The organism is Flavobacterium xueshanense (genome assembly GCF_900112975.1).
Taxonomy (GTDB): Bacteria; Bacteroidota; Bacteroidia; order Flavobacteriales; family Flavobacteriaceae; genus Flavobacterium; species Flavobacterium xueshanense.
This window is the reverse complement of sequence record NZ_FONQ01000025.1, coordinates 1-19,300: the sequence shown is the minus strand read 5'-3', so window position 1 is coordinate 19,300 and position 19,300 is coordinate 1. Positions and strand designations below refer to the sequence as shown.

Annotated in this window: 19 protein-coding genes; 9 read left to right on the top strand and 10 right to left on the bottom strand. The window is 35.1% G+C overall.

From position 1 onward, the window contains the following. The 3 genes from BMZ76_RS15445 to BMZ76_RS15435 all read right to left on the bottom strand — a co-directional run. The coding region (locus BMZ76_RS15445) for a transposase (protein WP_143071112.1) at nucleotides 1-417 on the bottom strand (417 nt) is incomplete at its 3' end. 246 nt (nucleotides 418-663) lie between these two features. Beyond that, the gene (locus BMZ76_RS15440; protein ID WP_143071111.1) at nucleotides 664-1,152 is read right to left on the bottom strand and encodes a hypothetical protein; all 489 of its coding nucleotides are present in this window, start codon (nucleotides 1,150-1,152) and stop codon (nucleotides 664-666) included. 248 nt (nucleotides 1,153-1,400) lie between these two features. Then, nucleotides 1,401-2,387 carry a tyrosine-type recombinase/integrase gene (locus BMZ76_RS15435; protein WP_091209174.1) on the bottom strand — a complete coding sequence of 329 codons (987 nt, stop codon included), beginning with the start codon at nucleotides 2,385-2,387 and terminating at the stop codon, nucleotides 1,401-1,403. Nucleotides 2,388-2,730: 343 nt separating this feature from the next. Here BMZ76_RS15435 and BMZ76_RS15430 point away from each other — a divergent pair, with 343 nt between their 5' ends. After that, nucleotides 2,731-3,171, top strand: coding sequence for a hypothetical protein (locus BMZ76_RS15430; RefSeq protein WP_091209171.1), 441 nt, complete (start codon nucleotides 2,731-2,733; stop codon nucleotides 3,169-3,171). Between the two features lie 147 nt (nucleotides 3,172-3,318). Here the strand turns inward: BMZ76_RS15430 and BMZ76_RS15425 are convergent, their stop codons facing one another. The 6 genes from BMZ76_RS15425 to BMZ76_RS15400 form a co-directional block, all read right to left on the bottom strand. After that, nucleotides 3,319-4,482, bottom strand: a complete 1,164-nt coding sequence (locus BMZ76_RS15425) for a peptidylprolyl isomerase (protein WP_091209168.1) — start codon at nucleotides 4,480-4,482, stop codon at nucleotides 3,319-3,321. Nucleotides 4,483-4,516: 34 nt separating this feature from the next. After that, on the bottom strand, nucleotides 4,517-5,641 hold the full coding sequence (locus BMZ76_RS15420) for a peptidylprolyl isomerase (protein WP_091209165.1): 1,125 nt from the start codon (nucleotides 5,639-5,641) through the stop codon (nucleotides 4,517-4,519). A gap of 12 nt (nucleotides 5,642-5,653) precedes the next feature. Continuing rightward, complete coding sequence (gene gldI, locus BMZ76_RS15415; RefSeq protein WP_091209162.1) at nucleotides 5,654-6,310, bottom strand: gliding motility-associated peptidyl-prolyl isomerase GldI; 657 nt, start codon at nucleotides 6,308-6,310, stop codon at nucleotides 5,654-5,656. A gap of 4 nt (nucleotides 6,311-6,314) precedes the next feature. Next, complete coding sequence (locus tag BMZ76_RS15410) at nucleotides 6,315-7,319, bottom strand: DHH family phosphoesterase (RefSeq protein ID WP_091209159.1); 1,005 nt, start codon at nucleotides 7,317-7,319, stop codon at nucleotides 6,315-6,317. A gap of 69 nt (nucleotides 7,320-7,388) precedes the next feature. Continuing rightward, nucleotides 7,389-8,645: a voltage-gated chloride channel family protein gene (locus tag BMZ76_RS15405; protein WP_091209155.1), complete on the bottom strand. Its 1,257-nt coding sequence runs from the start codon at nucleotides 8,643-8,645 to the stop codon at nucleotides 7,389-7,391. Between the two features lie 33 nt (nucleotides 8,646-8,678). Continuing rightward, nucleotides 8,679-9,089, bottom strand: coding sequence for a RidA family protein (locus BMZ76_RS15400; protein ID WP_091209152.1), 411 nt, complete (start codon nucleotides 9,087-9,089; stop codon nucleotides 8,679-8,681). Between the two features lie 284 nt (nucleotides 9,090-9,373). Here BMZ76_RS15400 and BMZ76_RS15395 point away from each other — a divergent pair, with 284 nt between their 5' ends. Then, nucleotides 9,374-10,042: a hypothetical protein gene (locus tag BMZ76_RS15395; protein WP_091209148.1), complete on the top strand. Its 669-nt coding sequence runs from the start codon at nucleotides 9,374-9,376 to the stop codon at nucleotides 10,040-10,042. 80 nt (nucleotides 10,043-10,122) lie between these two features. Here the strand turns inward: BMZ76_RS15395 and BMZ76_RS15390 are convergent, their stop codons facing one another. Further along, nucleotides 10,123-10,650 (bottom strand): hypothetical protein, encoded by a 528-nt coding sequence (locus tag BMZ76_RS15390; protein WP_091209143.1) that lies wholly within the window; start codon nucleotides 10,648-10,650, stop codon nucleotides 10,123-10,125. 202 nt (nucleotides 10,651-10,852) lie between these two features. Between BMZ76_RS15390 and guaA the strand changes: the two genes are divergently transcribed. From guaA to BMZ76_RS16265, 7 genes are all read left to right on the top strand, one after another. Continuing rightward, nucleotides 10,853-12,382: a glutamine-hydrolyzing GMP synthase gene (gene guaA, locus BMZ76_RS15385; RefSeq protein ID WP_091209139.1), complete on the top strand. Its 1,530-nt coding sequence runs from the start codon at nucleotides 10,853-10,855 to the stop codon at nucleotides 12,380-12,382. A gap of 128 nt (nucleotides 12,383-12,510) precedes the next feature. After that, entirely contained in the window at nucleotides 12,511-14,454 is a 1,944-nt protein-coding gene (locus BMZ76_RS15380) for a PBP1 and LysM peptidoglycan-binding domain-containing protein (RefSeq protein WP_091209135.1), read from the top strand. Next, the gene (locus BMZ76_RS15375; protein ID WP_091209131.1) at nucleotides 14,454-14,855 is read left to right on the top strand and encodes an OsmC family protein; all 402 of its coding nucleotides are present in this window, start codon (nucleotides 14,454-14,456) and stop codon (nucleotides 14,853-14,855) included. The genes BMZ76_RS15380 and BMZ76_RS15375 overlap by 1 nt, the downstream gene beginning before the upstream one ends. 75 nt (nucleotides 14,856-14,930) lie before the next feature. Next, the gene (locus BMZ76_RS15370; RefSeq protein ID WP_091209127.1) at nucleotides 14,931-15,161 is read left to right on the top strand and encodes a DUF3820 family protein; all 231 of its coding nucleotides are present in this window, start codon (nucleotides 14,931-14,933) and stop codon (nucleotides 15,159-15,161) included. Nucleotides 15,162-15,323: 162 nt separating this feature from the next. Beyond that, nucleotides 15,324-16,937: a CTP synthase gene (locus tag BMZ76_RS15365; protein ID WP_091171867.1), complete on the top strand. Its 1,614-nt coding sequence runs from the start codon at nucleotides 15,324-15,326 to the stop codon at nucleotides 16,935-16,937. Between the two features lie 65 nt (nucleotides 16,938-17,002). Then, nucleotides 17,003-18,907 carry a membrane protein insertase YidC gene (yidC, locus tag BMZ76_RS15360; RefSeq protein WP_091209123.1) on the top strand — a complete coding sequence of 635 codons (1,905 nt, stop codon included), beginning with the start codon at nucleotides 17,003-17,005 and terminating at the stop codon, nucleotides 18,905-18,907. 87 nt (nucleotides 18,908-18,994) lie between these two features. Further along, a partial coding sequence (locus BMZ76_RS16265) for a helix-turn-helix domain-containing protein (RefSeq protein ID WP_244281814.1) occupies nucleotides 18,995-19,300 on the top strand: 306 nt, incomplete at its 3' end.

Sequence of the window (19,300 nt, the reverse complement as noted above, 5' to 3'; positions counted from 1 at the left end):
AGCGACAAGGCTTCCGCCAATGAGTTCAAAGTGAGCGGCGAGTTTTACCGTTGCACGAAAAACGCGAGCAATAGCTTTGGGATTGTTTTTGCGAAAATTAGCAATGGTATTATGATCAGGAACGAGTCCCTTCAAAAGCCACATGAGCTCAATGTTCCGACTGCATTCTTTCTCCAGAGTTCTGGAGGAACGCATGCGATTGAGATACCCGTAAATAAAGAGTTTAAGCAAATCCGAAGGATGATAAGCAGGTCTTCCGTTTTCGACAAAATCGAAAGTAAATCCAAAATCAGGAAGTTTTAAACTCTCTACAAAAAGGTCAATGAGCCTGATTTCGTTGTCTTTCCATATGGCATCATCTATCGATGAGGCAAAAAGCGGGAGTTGGTTTCTGTTGGTTCCGTTGATAAATTTCATACTTAAATGTACAAAAAATCAATGAGTTGCGCAAGTTATTTGAAAGATTTTTAATACAAAAAATATAAGCAATCGAAAAGAAGGTTATTAGACAGTTTGACGTTCCCGCGCTACAAGGAGTTTCGGGCTAAATCAGCGATATCTTTCGGATTTGCCAAATCTTCCAAATACAAACCAATTTTTCCATTAAGCCAAATGCCCAAATTGCTTGTAGCGTGTGTTGGCGGTTCGGTTTTATATTTAACACTACTTTTTATAGTAATACTCTTTTATTCGTTTTTCTTCTCTCAAAAGTTCGTTTAAATCTAAATTTGAAGTTTCTATATTTGTTTGATTAATTAAATTTCCATTTTGGAAATAAAATCTAGTTTGATTGGTTTTACTTTTTTTATTTAAATATTCTTCAACAAATTCTGCATAAATAAGTTTACTATTTTTATAATACAGTTTGTAAGTTTCTACTGTTTTAAATCCAGTTTGGCTATATTTAATTCTCAAAGGATTATTTCCATTATCGCTTAAATAATACGCATCCCAACCACCATTTTTTCTGAACAAATTTTTATAAATAATTGGACCTTCAGCAATTCCTTCTTTATGTTCTTTTGAAGTGCTATCAATAAATTTAGTGTAATTTTCAATTTCAGATAATTGATTCTTTAGTTCAGAATAATTTTCTTGCCCATTTGACAAAATCGAATAGAGTAAAAGTATAATTATTTTTAAGTGTTTCATTTTTCTTAATTTGTAATTTTTACTTTTAATTTTTAAAATTATTTTGGTTAGTTTCATTACGTCTCGTTCGGCGCGAAACTGACCGCCAACTAGTATATAGGCGAAACAAACTTTCGTATATACACCCAAATATGGGTAGATTGGCGAAGGTTTGTTTCGCTTTATGTCTTTTCAAATATATTAAAATTTTCTTACAAATCATCAAAAGGGCTTTTTATTTGTTGAATACTTTTCGTACTCACATGGGTTTATATTTCAGTGGTTTTACTACTATTATGCCCTAATAATTCTTGAATGTATCGTAAATCAGTACCGCTTTCTAATAAATGAGTGGCGTAACTGTGTCTAAGCCAGTGCGAAGTGACTGGCTTTATAATTCCTGTTTTTTGTAACGCTTGTTTCAATATTAGTTGCAAACTTCGCGCATCATATTGTAATCCGATTGTTTGCCCTTCAAATAAATAAGTTTTTGGTTTGTATATTTTGTAGTAATTCCGTAGCATTTCTAAAATTTTTGGACTCAATGGGACTATCCTATCTTTTTTGCCTTTTGAATTTTTAAGCAATACAATATTCCGCATCGAATCTATGTGAACGGGCTGGAGAGCCAATAATTCGCCACAACGCAGGCCACAACTATAAATCAATGAAAGCATCATTTTATGTTTGATGTTACTATGAGCGTTTAATATCAATTTTATTTCTTCTTTGCTTAATACATTGGGTAAAAGGTTAGATCGTTTTGGTCGGTGTATTTTATCTATTTCAATTTTGGTTTCTCGAATGATTGTAAAGAATAATTTAATAGCGTTGACAATCTGGTTTTGGTAAGAGGAGGAAAGCTTATTTTTTAAAATATACTCATTGTTGTAGATAATTACATCCTCATTAGTAATAGCCGCAACTGGTTTTTCTCGATAGAAGATCAGGAAAGATTTCAAGGCTTCGCTATAGGTAGTAATGGTACTTTCACTATACCGTTTAGAACGCATCCATTGTTTGAATTTTTCGATTTGTGCTACTCCTTCGCTTGAAGGGAGCGAATTTGCCGGGGGCGCTATGTTGAAACGCACTCTGTTTTCTAATGTGTGCGGGAGGTGCCAAACCGTTTTTTGCTGGCTCCATCGTGCACCTTCTATTTGTTTGATCCTGGCAATCAGGTCTTGATTTTTTTTAAAATAAACGGCAATTCTATTTTCGCTATTGTGTTTTATCAGTTTTGCTGCCCAAGTCATATTGTGTTGATTTTGAGATTGAAAGATACTAATTATTTTATAAATAGTTTTTGTTACAGCAATGTATCATGTTAGATAACCGTTGTTTAGCGTGAGGGATTACTTCACTTTTTTGATATTTTTCATAGGAGTTCAGTGAACTTCGTTTGCAGTGAAAATCCTTTTATGAAGCGCAGCGGAATAAAAGATTGCAGCGGATAGCCCGACCCGCTTTTTCAGCGGGTCACGCCCAAATTGTGAATAGTAGAATCAGTAGTGGTTTTTGTTATCCATTTATTTTTAAAGATAAAAAATAGTGGACTTTGCGAAAAACTTTGCGAACTTTGCAGTCAAATAAATGAATATGAAAATAAATCCAAAAAACGGAATTGATAAGCTCATTTTCGGAATGAAACAAAATGATGTTACCGCAATTTACGGGAAACCAGACCGAAATTATAAGGACGAGGATGACAATGTGATTTTTGCTTACAATAGATTAAAAATGCGTTTGACGTTCTATGTGGAGGAAGATTTTAAATTGGGATATATTGTAGCATCTAGCCAGGAACTCGAGTTGTTTGGGTATAAAATAATTAATAGAAAAATCAGTGAGGTCAAAAAAGATTTAGCCACTAAAGGAATTATTAAATTTACTCAGGAAGAGTTTGACACGTTCGAAAATTATTTCAACGAAGAAAACTGGATTATTTTTCAAACCGAATTTGATGAAGTGGTAAAATTTGAGATTGGGGCAATTATCAATCAAAAAGACGAATTTGACTGGAAATTTGGAAAGAAATAATTGAAAATGGAATGCTGATGACGCGGACGAAACGGATAATCGCCGCTTTCTAGTAAGGCAGTCAGGATTCTCAACGTATAAATTGTAAAAAGAAACCCAACAGATTTTGAAGTCTGTTGGGTTTTTTTATTGCATTCTTTTTGAGTTTTATTGTTTTGGAGCGGGCTGTTTTTCCAGCATTTCCAATTCGAAAACAAGTGTTGTGTTAGGCGGAATAACGCCGCCGGCGCCTCTTTCTCCATACGCCAGATTTGATGGAATAAAAACCACGGCTTTGTCGCCAAAAGCCATATTATCCAGTCCTTCAATAAATCCGGGAATCATACCTTCTTTTTTCCCGGCTTCAAAAGGGAATGCTTGATATCCGTTTTGAGCGGCACGGTTTGCATCAAATTTTCCGTAAACTTTATTCACCTCTTCATAACTGCTGTCAAATAGCGTTCCGTCCTCGAAATAACCGGCATAATGAAAATAAAATGTCGCTCCTTTCGCGGGTTTTACTCCAGTTCCTTTTTCAGTTATTTTGTACGCTAATCCGGATGGAGTGGTGGTTGCAGTGGCTTTAGTCGCGGCTAAATATGCTTTTTTTGCTGCGATAATTGAGGATATTTTCTTTTGGTCTTCGGATTTATTGTTGAAATAATCAGCGAACACTTTTGGGGCATCAAATTTTTTGGCTAAAGCGCCTTTTCTTACGATGGTAATCTTAGTGATTACATCGTTTTGTGCAATGGAGTTTACAATATTCATTCCCGCTGTAACGTGACCAAAAATGGTGTGTTTACCGTCTAACCAAGGCGTTTCTTTGTGGGTAATGAAAAATTGGCTTCCATTGGTAGTGGGTCCGGAATTAGCCATAGAAAGGATTCCGGGCTTGCTGTGTTTCAAGTCGGTGAATTCATCTTTGAACGCATAGCCTGGACCGCCAGAACCATTTCCGGAAGGATCTCCTCCTTGAATCATGAAGTCTTTGATGACACGGTGAAATTTTAAACCATCAAAAAAAGGTTTTCCTTTTAGCTTGTCATCAGTTACAAAGGTATTTTTTCCTTCGGCCAATGCAATGAAGTTAGCAACTGTTACAGGTGTTTTTTTGTATTCTAATTCAAGCACAATGTCTCCTTTGTTAGTTGCAATTGTTGCAAAAATCCCCTCAATTACTACAGGAGTTTTTACGGTAGGCTTCACAGGTGTTTTTACAGTAGCTTTGACACTTGTTGCCGGCTTTTTGGTAGGAACGGATTTCTTGATCGTTTGAGAATGTACGTTGACCATTCCCAGGAATAATAAAAACAGAATTTTAAATTTCATGTTGTACTAATTTAAAGGCTTATTTTTTTAAATATTATTGGGGCATTTTTTCTAATAATTCGATTTCAAAAATGATATTCGCATTGGGTGGAATTACGCCTCCAGCGCCCGCTGCTCCGTATCCTAAACGGGATGGAATGAAAATCACGGCTTTGTCGCCAAAAGATAATTGCTCCAGTCCTTCAATGAAACCAGGAATCATGCCATCTTTTTTGCCGGCTTGAAAAGGGATGGGTTGGTACCCGTTTTGCGCAGCTCTGTTTTCATCATATTTACCAAACGTTTTAGCCACATTTTCGATACTGGCATCAAATAATTCTCCGTCTTCCAGAAAACCAGCGTAGTGAATGAAAACATTGGCGCCATTAGCTGGTTTTTTACCACCGCTTTTTTGGGTGATCACGTATTGTAATCCGCTAGGAGTTTTTGTCGATTTCGTTTTTAAATCAGCAAAATAAGCTACTTTTTGTTCGCGAACTTCTTTGTATTTTTCGTTGTATACTCTTTTATTTTCAGCATCAACGGCAGCTTTTTTCTTTTGATTTTCAGACTCCACAGCAAAATAATCATTGAATATTTTTACGGCGTCGAATTTCTTCGCAGCTCCGCCATTTCTGATAATGATTACTTTATTGATGTAATCGTTTTGTTCAATTTTGTTGACCACATCCATTCCTTTTTCGACTACATGACCAAAAATCGTGTGTTTTCCGTCCAGCCAAGGCGTTGCAAGGTGTGTGATAAAAAATTGACTGCTATTGGTTGTTGGTCCGTTATTGGCCATAGCCAAAACTCCACCTTTGTCAAATCTCAAATCTGAGAATTCATCTTTAAACTTATATCCGGTATCTCCAGAACCCGTTCCAAGCGGGTCCCCCGTTTGTATCATGAAATCTTTGATGACTCTGTGGAATTTTAAGCCGTCAAAAAAGGGTTTGTTTTTAAGATTTTCATTGGTTACAAATTCATTTTTTCCTTCGGCCAGGGCAACATAATTTGCTACAGTAATTGGCGCTTTTTCAAAATCTAATTGTACTATAATGTCGCCTTTATTGGTTTCGATTTTAGCATATAAACCGTCCGGAAGATTGTTGTATTCTTCTTTACAAGAATAAAATGAGGCGATTACCAGGAATGCGAATAGAATCTTTTTTTTCATTTCTAAATTATTTTATTGAGTTATAGTGTCCGTAGTTTTAATGACGGCAGGTGTTTCTAATTTAACGGGTGGAGCAACAGCAGGTGTTTTTACTTTCAATTGACTTTCTTTTTTATACACCGCCTCCGATTTGAAATCACGAAGCGTTACGGTGCAGATTAAAGGTTGGTTAGTCCCAATTTTTTTGTCATCGCCATGATATCCATATCCCATATTCGATGGAAAAAGAAAGTTGACCTTCTCGTTTTTGCGCATCAACTTAATCCCGTCGCGCAAGCCCATCATTATATTTTGTTTGTCCACGTAATAAATTTGCGGTCTTAATTCCAATTCAGAATAGATAATGGTTCCCTTTAAATCTTTGATTTCGTAATCAAAAAAAGCGACATCTCCTTTTTTTGGCGTAAGCGTATCGATTTCATTTCGTGTTACATATGAATACCAATATCCTTTTTTCGATGCCAGATAAACGACATTAGGATTGCTTTTGATCAAAGTCTGAATTTTCGTTTCCTCGGTGGCAACTAATTTTTTATTGCGGGCAATGGATTTCTTCATGAAACTCCCGGATGCTTGAGATATCGGTCTTCTGGCATCCTGTTGCTGTTTGCAGCTGGAAATTAAGAGCAACATAAAAAATACAATGGCGATTTGCTTGCTATTTTTCATAAAATTAGATGCTTAAATTGGTTACTAAATCTTCAAATTTCTTTTTTGTTTCTTCCATCGAAGCCTCTGATTTTCCTCCGGCAGCATTGCGATGTCCACCACCATTAAAATGATCTCTTGCAAATTGATTGACATCAAAATCGCCTTGGGAACGGAATGAAATCTTAATTATTTTTTCTTCTTTATTTTCTATAAATATAGCAGTAAAAACAATTCCTTTGATACTTAATCCGTAGTTTACAATTCCTTCGGTATCTCCTTTTACGTAGTCAAACGAATTCAGTTCATCCTGAGTCAGCGTGGTGTAAGCCGTTTTATGTTCCGTGATTACAATCATGTTCTGAAGCGCTCTTCCCAATATTTGTAATCGTCCAAAAGAACTATTGTCAAATAATAAACTTGGGATTTCCGTGTTTTCAACACCTAAATCAATTAGTTCAGCCACAATTCTATGGGTTGTTCCGGTAGTTTTTGGGAAACGAAACGATCCGGAATCAGTTAGAATTCCGGTATAAATGCAGGTTCCGATGGTTTTATCGATATCTTCTTTTTTTCCAAGAAATGAAATGAAATTATAAAGCATTTCACAGGTAGATCCAAACGAAGTATCAGAGTAGGTGACCACAGCATAATCATCTGGTTTTTGATGATGGTCTATCATTACAAAAGGAGCTTTAAGCTTGGCTAAAACGTGTTCCATTTCGCCCGTGCGATGCAAAGCATTAAAGTCTAATGTAAAAATAAGTTCTGCCTCTTCAAGAATTTTTGTGCAGTTTTGTTTGTCTTTTTCAAATATTTTAACGGTTTCTGCACCTGGCATCCAAGCCAGAAAATCCGGAAATTCATTTGGAGAAACCACGACAGGATGATGCTTGTTTTTTAATAAAAAATGATACAAACCCAGTGTAGAACCCATGGCGTCTCCGTCAGGACCTCTGTGTGGGATTATGGCAATCTTTTTTGGAGTTGCTAATAACAACTGTATCGCTTGTATGTCTTGTATTTTCATAGTCTGCGAAATTACATTTTTTTAGTGTAATGTTGAAAACATTTAAACAATTAACAAAGTTTTAGAATGTTATAAAAAGTCGGTATTTTTTCTTTTCAATTTCTGATACAAATGGAATTTTGCGCCTCTTACAATTTGGGCATTATAAATCCCTACGGATCCCGAAGAAAGGTAAGCAATGGTGCACGCTAAACCAATGAAAATACCGCTTTCGATCCCGAAAAGTTCCATTCCCATAACCGTACAGGCAATAGGCGTATGGGTGGCTCCCGAAAAAACAGCCACAAATCCCATTCCTGCCAAAAGTGCTATTGGTAAGGGAACGATAAGTGATAAAGTACTTCCCAAAGTGGCTCCAACAAAGAATAATGGCGTGACCTCACCACCTTTAAATCCCGCACCGAGTGTAAATCCCGTAAAAAGTATTTTCAATAAGAAATCATAGGAAGTATTTGGGTTCGAAAACGCATCAACAATCATAGGAATTCCAAGACCAATGTATTTTGTGGTTCCAATAAAGTATACCGCCAAGGCTATAATGCATCCTCCTACAAATGGGCGAAGCGGGGAAAACGATATGGTTTTTGAAAATAAATGACCCCAAAAATGAGTGCTTCTGGAAAAAAGCATGGCGGCTAAGCCAAATAAAATACTTGCGAGAAGTACCCAAAATAAAGTCATGAAACTAATCTCTGGCACAAAAAGAATAGCATAATGCGTGTGTTTTACCTGCCAAAGTTCCACCGTGAAATAAGCGATGTAGGCAACAAAAAAAGATAATAGGATAGTTTTAAAATTGATTTTACTAAAATAAACAACTTCCAAAGCGAATAATGCTCCTGCTAAAGGAGTTCCAAAAATGGAAGCAAATCCGGCGCTGATTCCCAAAATGAGTATCGTTTTTCTTTCGGATGCGTCAAGCTGAAATAGTTTTGTAAACTGGTCTGCAATGGCGCCGCCCATTTGTACGGCTGTTCCTTCACGACCGGCTGAACCACCAAAAAGATGGGTGATTAAAGTTCCGAAAAAGATCAGAGGAGCCATTTTTAACGGAATTATTTTCTGTGGATTTTCGTATTCTTCCAGCAATAAATTATTTCCTTTGACAACTGATTTTCCCCAATAATGATAGCCCAATCCTATTAACAAGCCGCCGATTGGCAAAAGCCAAATGATCCAATTATTCTTTTCCCTGATTTGGGTAACCCACTCTAAAGCTACGAGGAAAAAAGCGGATGCTGATCCGGAAACAACACCTATTAAAATGCAGATTAAAAACCATTTATATTGAGGCGATGAAGTTTTTTTAGTTTTCTCTGAATTCATTACTGAAATGGGCAAAGTGTTTTTGCAAAAGTATTATAATCCTCCCTGAATCAATGGTTTTTCGGGGGCAATTGCGGTAAATTCAATTTCGACTAAATATTCAGGAGCTACCAGTTTACTAATTTCATAAAAACCGGTAGTAGGTTTTATGTCTTTAAAAAATTGAGCATGAGCTTTGGCTACGTCTTCAAATGTGGTAATGTCAGTAGTAAATATTCGGGTTCTGATGACGTCTTCCATGCTTACTTTTAAGTCTTCAAGAACCACCTGCACGCGTTCCAGTATGTTTATTGTTTGCGCATACGCATCATCCGCTTTTACTTTTTCGCCATCAACAATCGCAACCGTACCGGATACTTCGATAGTATTTCCGATGCGTACCGCTCTGCAGTATCCCATTTTGTCTTCCCAAGGCGAACCGGTCAATATGTTTTCTCTTTTCATTTTAGTAGTTTTTTAATAGTGTTGCGCAATAAAAATACAATTTTTAGTATGGCATACTATTTGCAAGTTAAAAAAAAAACGTGAAATAAAAATACAGATTTTGGATTAAAAAAGTTTAAATTTAATCAGGGAAATTTTAGCTGTTTTATCTTTAGAAATGTAATAAAATTCAAATTTTGGAGTTGTAAATGAAAGTTAAATTGTTGCCTGATTTTTGAATAAATACAATTGGTTTTTTATTTTTAAAATTTTTATGAGCACCGAATAAACTAATTTAGAAAGTTATGAAAAGGATTTTATTTTTAATGATTACCATCAGCATGTCTTTGAGCGGATATGCCCAAAACGAATTTAGTTCAAAATTTAAAGCGATTCCACCTAAAAATAACGCACCAAAAATAAAAAAAACAATTCCGCCTAAAGTTGATATTCCTCCAATAAATACACCAAACGTATTTAAAAATCCGGAAATATTCAACCCGAATCCAAGTCCTTCGCTTCCGACTACGCCAGCAAATAATTTCTCTATGACTCCGAAAAACGAGTTTATTAATCCTGGAGACGTTTATAAAGATAAGTGGAACAAAAAAGAAGAAAATAAGGATGGTTATGTATATAGAAAGAATCAAAATTTAGGTAATTTCGCAACAGGTTCCGTTACTGCTAAAGTAATGTATCGCGATGCGGCTTATGTAGATGGCGACCAAATCAGGGTATATTTGAATGATAAAGTTATTCAGTATCAAGTAAACTTAGATAATGATTTTAAAGGTTTTGAAATCGTATTAGAAAAAGGGTTTAACAAAATAGATTTTGAAGCATTAAATCAAGGAAGTTCGGGACCTAATACAGCTGAATTTAAAGTGTACGATGACAAGGGCTCACTGATATCAGCCAGTCAGTGGAATCTTGGAACTGGTTTCAAAGCTACTATAATCTTGGTAAAAGAATAAATACACGCTTACAGAGAATAAAAAAAACCGTTGAATGTAATATTTACATTCAACGGTTTTTTATTATGATTCGGTGTTTCCTAAAAAGGATCTGCGGTAACTTGAAATTTTATATCTGCTTTTACAGATACATCTTGGGTTATCGTTTCTTTGGTTATTGCTTTTGTTCTTAATTTAAAACTGGGAGCTTTAACATATTTATCTAATTTCGCAGTTGTACAGGTTAGATTTAAAGTACTTGAAGTAGAATTAATATCATCTAAAAATGCCAATTCAATTTCATCAGTGTTATTTGTAGAAATGTAGATGTGTATTGATTTCAAAAATGAGAATGATTTATTGGCTGGATTTGTTACCGTCAATTTCATTTCTTTCAATTTTACATCTTTAACTAATTCTGCATTGGTATTGTTATTTTCAAATACCGTACTGGAATTAGATGGAATATCTGGTGTCACAAATTCTAAAGCGGTATTCACAGGAAATCCTGATGGTATAGTAAAAGTAGTTTGATTGTCTATTGAAAAGGTCAATAAATCATCAATTACGCTGCATGAAACAGCTATCAATCCAAAAATTGCAACGGCTATATAATTTTTTGTTTTCATCTTTTTGTTTTTTAGTAGATTATTAGGTCTGCAAATGTACTCTTTTATATTGTAAACCTAATTTCAGGATAAATCCAAATTTGACCTACAAGACTGCGGGTCTTTTAAATACACGAGAGAAATTATTTCAACAGCTTAAAAGAAAATAAATATTTTTCAAAATTCAATTTTCCAATTCAAAATATAAAAAGTATTTTTGCGCATGCAACACAACGTACTTATTTTAGATTTCGGATCGCAATACACACAGCTTATTGCGCGTAGAGTTCGCGAATTAAATATATTCTGCGAAATCTTCCCTTACAATCATTTTCCGAGTGATTTATCATCTTATAAAGCAGTAATTCTTGGAGGAAGCCCTTTTTCTGTTAGAGCAGAAGATGCGCCACATCCAGATTTGTCTCAAATTAGAGGAAAGCTTCCTATGCTGGCCGTATGTTATGGTGCGCAATATTTATCCCATTTTAGTGGAGGTGAAGTAGCGGCTTCAAATACAAGAGAATATGGTAGAGCTAACTTATCTTATATAAAAGAGAATGAAGTTTTCTTTGAAGGTGTTTCTGAAAACAGCCAAGTTTGGATGAGTCATAGCGATAGTGTCAAAGTATTGCCAACCAATGGAGTAAAACTAGCAAGTACGCACGATGTGGAATTTGCCGCTTACAAAATTGAAGGTGAAACAACTTATGCGATTCAATACCATCCTGAAGTTTTCCATTCTACTGATGGATCAAAAATGCTGGAAAACTTTTTAGTGAAAATTGCGGAAGTTCCTCAAAACTTTACACCAAATGCTTTTGTTGAAGAAATGGTAGCCGAACTGAAAGAAAAATTACAAGACGATAAGGTGGTTCTTGGACTATCTGGAGGAGTAGATTCTACCGTGGCGGCAGTTTTATTACATCAAGCTATTGGAAAAAATCTATACTGTGTTTTCGTAAATAACGGTTTGCTTCGAAAAAACGAATTCCAAAATGTATTGAATCAATACAAAGGAATGGGTTTGAACGTAAAAGGAGTTGATGCAGGTGATCGTTTCTTATCTGAATTAGCAGGTGTAAGTGACCCGGAAACCAAACGTAAAATTATCGGACGTGTATTTATCGAAGTTTTTGATGATGAATCTCACCTTATCGAAGATGTAAAATGGCTTGCGCAAGGAACTATTTATCCGGACGTTATTGAATCCGTTTCTGTAAAAGGTCCTTCTGCAACAATCAAATCGCATCATAATGTGGGCGGCTTGCCGGATTATATGAAATTGAAAATTGTAGAACCGCTTCGCATGCTTTTTAAAGATGAAGTACGCAGAGTAGGAGCTTCATTAGGAATTGATCCTGAATTATTAGGAAGACATCCTTTCCCGGGACCTGGATTATCGATTCGTATTTTAGGGGACATTACACCGGAAAAAGTGCAAATTTTACAAGATGTAGATGCTGTTTTTATTGATGGATTGAAATCTTGGGGATTGTATGATAAAGTATGGCAAGCCGGCGCTATTTTACTTCCTGTAAATAGTGTTGGGGTTATGGGTGATGAGCGTACTTACGAAAAAGTGATTGCATTACGCGCCGTAGAATCTACGGATGGTATGACCGCTGACTGGGTACATTTACCTTATGAATTCTTGATGAAGGTTTCTAATGATATTATTAATAAAGTAAAAGGAGTCAATCGAGTGGTATATGATATCAGTTCAAAACCGCCTGCAACAATTGAGTGGGAATAATACGGTAGATTTTTATATTTTTTAAACATCATTTTAGAATGTTCTTTACATAAACGGTATCAGATTTTTGGAATAAAATTTGATACCGTTACTTTATTAAAGATTTAAATAATTTATAAATAAAAGCGATGAAATATTTTTTTGCGATTTGTATGACTACTTTGTGGTTCAATTACAGTGTTTTTTCACAAGGAAAAACAACAACACACAAGGTAGAAAAAGGGGAAACAATCAATCAGATTGCACAGAAATACAAGGTTACTCCATTTGATATTTACCAATTGAATCCAGATGCACAAAGTGGTCTGAAACCAAATAGTATTCTACTAATCCCAAATAGCTCTTCAAAAAAAGCAATCAATGTTCAGTCAAAAAAAGGAACTGCAACGGTAACCCATCTAGTGGCACCTAAAGAAACTTTGTATGGTATCGAAAAGAAGTATGGAGTTTCGGATGAAGCTTTGAAGCAAGCCAATCCGTTTCTTGAAAAAGACGGCTTGCAAATAGGACAAATACTAACGATTTCGTCCAATGCTGTTTTAAAAAATAATACTTCAATTACGGAAAAAGTAGTTTATCATTATGTACTCCCTAAAGAAACCAAGTATTCAATCGCGAAGCAATACGGAATTACCATTGAAGAATTAGAACGTAAGAATCCGGAAGTGGTGTCAAATTTACCGGAAGGATTCAAATTATTGATTAAAGGTGTGGCTCTAAAAGCAGATAAAACTGTAGTAGCTGTTGAACCTAAAAAAGAAATTGTAGTTACAGCGCCAATTAAGAATACTGTTGCCACGAATTATTTGAATTATGTGGTAAAACCAAAAGAAACGTTATACAGCTTGTCTAAAATGGTGGGTATAACACAAGAGGAATTAATTGCTCTAAATCCTCTTTTGTCCGAGGGTGTTATTGAAGGTATGGTTTTAAAAGTTCCTGCAACAATTGTATTTTCTCAGGAAGCTAAAAAAGAATATACGGAATTATCAAAAAACACTTATGGTAATTCCAGAAAAAAATTAACGCTTTTGTTGCCTTTTAATGTTTCAAAAATTGAAGGCGACACCGTTAATTCGATGGCAATGCGCCTGAAAAAGGATAAATTCCTGAACATGACTTTAGATTTTTATGCCGGAGCCTTGATGGCCATTGATTCTGCTAAAACTTTAGGACTTGATATTGATGTGAATATATTCGATTCGCAGGAAACAAAAAGCAGTTCGAATGTGGCTTACTTAATAAAAAACAATGATTTGGAAGATTCAGATGCTATCATCGGACCTTTCTATCAGAGCAATGTTGAAAAAGCAGCCGAAATATTGTTGCCAAATCAAGTGCCTGTAATTTCACCTTTGTCAAAAGATTTAGGAGTTTCATACGCTAATATTTTCCAATCTATTCCCGCACCTGAAGCAGTCAAAAATGCCATGTTTGATTACATGCGTTCAAAAGGCGGTAATATAGTAGCGGTCGTTGATAAGAAAAAAGGTTCCGTTATTCAGTTTATCAAAGAAAATCATAAGGATGTGCGATTTTCAACACTTACTGCAAACGGTGGTGTTTCTGCTGAAAATTTGAAAAGTTTATTTGTAAAAGACAAGATAAACTATGTCGTAATGGAAACAGGAAATACTGGAATGATCAAATCAACAATAGCGGCTATGTTGAGTGCTATGGCGACTTATAATGTGCAGCTGGTTATTCTGGAACCTAATGAAACATTGGATACCGATGAGATTAATTTTCTGAATTTAACCAAATTGAAATTAATGTATCCTTCCGTTACTCGTGAAAATAAATCTCAGGAAGCTTTGATTTTTGAAAAAGAATTTAGAAAGAAAAATAAAATTTACCCAAGTATATTTGCCACTCGCGGATTTGATATTACTTTTGATACGATGTTGCGATTATCACAAGATAAAAAATATCAGGAAACAATTGATGCAACAGCAACGGAACAAATAGACAACAAATTCGAGTTTTATAAAAAAGAGGATGGTGGTTACACCAATAAAGGAATCTATATTTTGTATTATGATACGGATTTAACCATAAAAGTAGCAGAGTAATGACATCAATAGTGACGTATTTAGGCGATTTAAGAACTTCTTCGATTCATTTACAATCTGGTACCGAAATTCTTTCGGATGCTCCGGTGGATAATAATGGGAAAGGCGAGGCTTTTTCTCCAACAGATACTGTAGCCAATGCTTTAGCAACTTGCATGATGACCATAATGGGGATTAAAGCCCGGGATATGGAGCTTGATTTAAAAGGTTCTACTGCAGAAGTGATTAAAATTATGAATGCAGAACCTAGACGTATCGGCGCAATAGAAATTGCTTTTGAGATGTATGGAACGGTTAATATAAAAAACAGAATAATACTGGAAAGAGCAGCGATGACCTGTCCCGTTTTTTTGAGTTTACATCCTGAAATCGACAAACGCATACTTTTTAACTGGAAATAATTAGTCTTTGGAAGCAAGAGACAAGAAACATAATTGATTTATGGTTCTTGTCTCTTGCTTCATTTTTATTATAAAATGGATCAAAACCAAAAACAACTTATCAAGCTTGCCCATACCAAAATGCCTTTTGGTAAATACGAAGGTTGGTTTCTTATTGATATTCCGGAATATTATATTGTATGGTATAGCAATAAAGGATTTCCAAAAGGAGAATTAGGGGAGCAATTAAAATTAATTTACGAATTAAAACTCAACGGTCTGGAAGAGTTAATTCGGAATATAAAAAAACGATACCCAAAACCATAAGATAGACTTTCTTGAACTTCTTATATTTTTTAAGAATTAGATTTTACTTTTTTTTAGTCTAAAAAGAGTCTGAAAATCTAACAGTCTAATATTCTAATAGTCCAATTAAATTTGTACTTTTGCGACGTTTTTTTACACAACTACAACACAAATAACAACAGAATGAATCAAACGAAATATATTTTTGTTACCGGTGGTGTGACTTCTTCTTTAGGAAAAGGAATCATTGCAGCTTCGTTGGCAAAATTGTTACAAGCAAGAGGATACCGTACAACCATCCAAAAGTTTGACCCGTACATTAATGTAGATCCAGGGACACTAAATCCTTATGAACATGGAGAATGTTATGTGACCGATGATGGTGCTGAAACGGATTTGGATTTAGGACATTACGAACGTTTCTTAAATGTTCCTACTTCTCAGGCGAATAATGTGACCACTGGAAGAATATATCTTTCGGTTATTGAAAAAGAAAGAAGAGGAGAATTTCTTGGTAAAACGGTACAAGTTGTGCCACATATTACCAATGAAATCAAGGAAAGAATGCAATTGTTGGGGAATTCCGGCGATTATGATATTGTCATCACTGAAATTGGTGGAACGGTAGGAGATATTGAATCCTTACCTTATATAGAATCGGTTCGTCAATTGGTTTGGGAATTGGGAGAACATAACGGAATTGTAATTCACCTTACTTTGGTGCCGTATTTGGCTGCCGCAGGCGAGTTAAAAACAAAACCGACACAGCATTCCGTAAAAACCTTGATGGAAAGCGGAATAAAAGCTGATATTTTAGTGTGCAGAACAGAACACGAAATTTCTGAGGAATTACGTAATAAACTGGCTTTGTTTTGTAATGTAAAAAGAGAAGCTGTTATTCAGTCCATCGATGCTTCCACGATTTATGAAGTTCCTAATTTAATGTTGGAAGAAGGACTTGATGTTGTTGCATTGAAAAAATTAGATTTGCCTAAAAAAGCGGCTCCGGATTTAAAAAACTGGAATACCTTTTTGCGAAGGTTAAAAAATCCGAAACATACCGTGAATATCGGTTTGGTTGGGAAATATGTAGAAATGCAGGATTGCTATAAATCTATTTTGGAAGCGTTTATTCATGCAGGAGCTGCAAATGAAACGAAAGTAAATGTGATTTCGATTCATTCAGAACACATCGATGCCAACAATATTAGCGAGAAATTTTCTGGTTTAGACGGAATTCTGGTTGCTCCGGGTTTTGGAGAAAGAGGAATTGAGGGGAAAATTGCAGCAGTGCAATATGCCCGTGAAAATAAAGTGCCGTTTTTCGGAATTTGTTTGGGAATGCAAATGGCAATCATAGAATATTCAAGAAATATTCTGGGTTATGCGGATGCTAATTCTACCGAAATGAATGAACACACTGCGCATCCGGTGGTAAATCTTATGGAAGAGCAAAAAACAGTAACTGATAAAGGTGGGACAATGCGTCTTGGTGCATGGAAATGTGATATCAAAAAAGATTCATTGGCCTATAAAATATACGGAAAAGAAACTATTTCGGAGCGTCACCGTCACCGTTATGAATATAATAGCAATTACGTTGCGCAATTACAAAACGCAGGATTAATAGCTTCGGGAGTAAATCCTGATACCGGATTGGTGGAGATTATAGAAATAGAAAATCATCCGTTTTTTATTGGGGTACAATACCATCCGGAATACAAAAGTACGGTAGCGAATCCGCATCCTATTTTTGTGAATTTTGTAGCAGCAGCCGTTCAGGCAAAGAAAAAATAGTTGTTGTTTTTTGAAACAATTCATTAAACTTCATACTAATAGATTAAACTTTTTTAAATATAATAATGGAACAAAAAAAATTTGACCTCAATTCGATTATCGGTTTTGCATTAATTTTTGGTATTTTGGTTTTTATCATGTACCAAAATCAACCTGACACGAAAGTCGTTGCAGCTGAAAAAGTACAAAAAGAGTTGTTGATTAGAGAAGCAAAAACTAAGGAGTTAGAGGCAAAAACTGTTGCAAAAGCTACTATTGCGGTTGCTGCAACTGGAGATTCAACTCAGCTGGCACAATTGCAAAAAACGTTGGGGAATTTTGCCTATTCTGCTACATTACCTTCTGCGAAAGCAGGTGTTACTACTATCGAAAATGATTTAGTAAAACTTACAATTGCTAATAAAGGAGGCTATATTGTGGAAGCTACTTTGAAACAATTTGAAAAGTTCAAGAAAGGTTCCGGACAATTAGTTCAATTGATAAAAGACAACAATGCCAATTTAAACGTGCAATTGCTGACTAGCGATAACCGTACTTTAAATTCTAAAGATCTGTATTTTGAACCTACGTTAACAAAAATAGGAGCAGATCAAGTATTGTCGATGAAATTGAAAGCGGGAGCTAATGAATTTTTGGAATACAAATACATTTTGAAGCCAAACGATTATATGATTGGTTTTGATATCCGTTCCCAAGGGTTGAATAAAGTATTGAATACGGCAAAACCATTGGATTTAGAATGGAATTTGAAAACCTACAGAAATGAGAAAAGTGTATCTTATGAAAATCGTTACACTGAAATCTATTTTGAACATGAAGATGGGAAAATCGATTATGCCGGTTTAGGTCAAACAGAAGAATCTGATTTGCAAAAAGCAACTTTTATTGCTTTCAAACAACATTTTTTCTCTACAATTCTTTTATCAAAGACACCTTTGGAAGCCGCTAAAGTGAAGTCTGATAACTTAGTTATAGATGATAAAATTGATACTATTTTTACAAAACAATTCAAAGCTAATATTCCTTTGGCTTTCACAAATGGAGAATTAGACCACAAAATGAGTTGGTATTTTGGTCCAACTGATTACAAAACATTAAAAGCATACGATCTAAATCTTGAAAAAATTATATCGTTAGGTTGGGGGATTTTCGGATGGATCAATAAGTTTATTTTTATTCCATTATTCGGATTTTTAAGTTCTTACATTGCTTACGGAATTGCGATTATTGTTTTTACGATTTTGATTAAAATCGCAATGTCGCCTATTACCTTCAAATCATTCTTGTCACAAGCCAAGATGAAAGTATTGCGTCCTGAAATAACAGAATTGGGAGAAAAATTCAAAAAAGACCCAATGAAAAAGCAACAGGAAACAATGAAGTTGTACAATAAAGCGGGTGTGAATCCCATGGCAGGTTGTATTCCGGCTTTGATTCAATTGCCATTTATGTATGCATCGTTTCAATTTTTCCCTTCGGCTTTTGAGTTGAGACAAAAAAGCTTCCTCTGGGCAGATGATTTATCTTCTTTTGACGAAGTTATAAGATTACCTTTTTATATTCCTTTTTACGGAAATCACATCAGTTTGTTTCCTGTACTTGCCTCGATTGCTATTTTCTTCTATATGAAAATGACTTCTGGTGACCAACAAATGGCTGCTCCGCAACAAGAAGGGATGCCTGATATGGCTAAGATGATGAAAATCATGATTTATGTTTCGCCAATAATGATGTTGTTTTTCTTTAATAGTTATGGTGCTGGATTGAGTTTGTATAACTTTATTTCGAATCTAATTACTATTGGAATTATGATTGTCATCAAAAGATACTTTATCGATAGTGATAAAATTCATACTCAAATACAAGAGAATAAATTGAAAGAGCCGAAGAAACAAGGTAAATTCCAGAAAAAACTGCAAGAAGTTATGGAACAAGCCGAAGCTCAAAAAGCACAGCAGAAGAAAAAATAATGCATAAAAAAGCTCTCAATATTCGAGAGCTTTTTTTATTTACATTGTCCCGTCCTGAAATAGGTTGTCACTCAAACAACTTAATTTATGGAATCACAATCCCCGCAAAGACAAAAACGTAGTCAACGAGATTACAGCCTAGCTTTTAAATTACAAGTAGTTGCCGAAGTAGAAAAAGGCGAGTTAACCTATAAACAAGCTCAAAAAAAGTATGGAATTCAAGGTAGAAGCACTGTTTTGGTTTGGATGCGAAAACATAGTATCTTAGATTGGAAAGAATTACCATCTATGTCACAAAAGAATACTCCAGAACAACGAATAAAAGAGCTAGAATCACTACTTTCTAAGGAAAAAGAAAAAGTACATGTCTTAAATGTTGCTATAGACATTGCC